Genomic DNA, 1,285 nt, shown 5'->3' with positions numbered 1-1,285 from the left:
CGTCGGGCGGGGACCGCTAGAGCAGCGACTGGGCGATGCGACGCACCTCGGCCTTGCGGCCGGCGCGCAGCGCGGCGATCGGCGAGGTGCCGATCGCGTCGTCGTCCGAGAGCATCCAGCGGACGGCTTCGTCATCGGTGAAGCCGTTGTCCGAGAGCACGATGAGCGTCCCGCGCAGCTCGGGCAGCGGCTCGCCCTCGTCGAGGAACTCGCTCGGCACCCGCAGGACGCCGTCCACGCGCGCGGGCAGCAGCGTCTTCTGCTCGAAGAGACGGTGGATGCGCCCGGGGCTCACCCCGAGCAGGTCCACCAGGTCGGGGACGGTCAGCCATCGCTCGGAAAGGGTCGTGTCGTCGATGGGTGCAGCACTCACAGGCCCCATGTTGCCAGAGTGGGGCGCGGCGTCACACCGACTCGTTCGTCACATTCGTCACACACGCAACATCCGACTCTCTGGTTGACTTGGGAAACGCGCCATGCCAGCGTGGGAACACCTGTGAGTGCGCACGCACGCGCAACGGCTCACCGCTCGAACAGGAGACACCGTGGACAACGCTGCAGACGAAGACGCCCGGCGCGCACGATCCGCCCGGTTCGCGACCATGCCCATCGTCCTCGCGGGGACGATCGCGGTGACCGCCGGACTCACCGGCCCGGTCGCCCACGCCGAACCACGACACGACGACGACAACCGCAACAAGCGGCACGTCGACGAGGACCGCACCGTGACCGACCGACCGGTCTTCCAGACCGCCGTGGCCCGTCCGGCCGAGACCACCGTCACGACGGTCGCCGCCGTCTCCACCCGGGTCCCCACCACGTACACCGTGCGCCAGGGCGACACCGTGTCGGGCATCGCCGCCCGGTACGGCCTGTCCGCGCAGGAGGTGCTCGTGCGCAACGGACTCGGCTGGAACACGATCATCCACCCCGGCCAGACGCTGCACCTCGCGTCGACGCCAGCGGTCACGACGGCCTCGGCGCGGACGCCGGCCACGGGCAGCTACCACGTCAAGCAGGGCGACACGGTGTCCGGCATCGCCGCGCGCGTCGGCGTGTCGACCACGGCGCTCCTCAGCGCGAACAAGCTCTCGCAGCGCTCCGTGATCTACCCCGGGCAGACACTCCGGGTCCCGACGGCTGGGGCCACGGCGGCGCCGGTGGCGTCGGTCACGGCCGCTCCGACCTCCGGCTCCGGGAACGCCTCGTCGGCCCGGGCCGGCAGCGTGAAGATCGGCACGGGCGACACCATCGCCTCGATCGCCGCCGCGCACGGCGTGACGGT

General features: G+C 71.4%; 2 protein-coding genes. One reads left to right on the top strand and one right to left on the bottom strand.

Features of this window, described 5'->3' with window-relative positions; genetic code table 11:
- Positions 1-16: 16 nt before the first annotated feature.
- Complete coding sequence (locus tag I5E_RS09070; RefSeq protein WP_022906697.1) at positions 17-382, bottom strand: Rv2175c family DNA-binding protein; 366 nt, start codon at positions 380-382, stop codon at positions 17-19.
- 163 nt (positions 383-545) lie between these two features.
- Between I5E_RS09070 and I5E_RS09065 the strand changes: the two genes are divergently transcribed.
- Positions 546-1,285 (top strand): LysM peptidoglycan-binding domain-containing protein (locus I5E_RS09065; RefSeq protein ID WP_022906696.1); only part of this gene is annotated, 740 nt, incomplete at its 3' end.

Source organism: Curtobacterium sp. B18 (assembly GCF_000333375.1).
Taxonomy (GTDB): Bacteria; Actinomycetota; Actinomycetes; order Actinomycetales; family Microbacteriaceae; genus Curtobacterium.
Note: the sequence above shows the minus strand (reverse complement) of the source record. Positions and strands in the feature narration are given on the sequence as shown.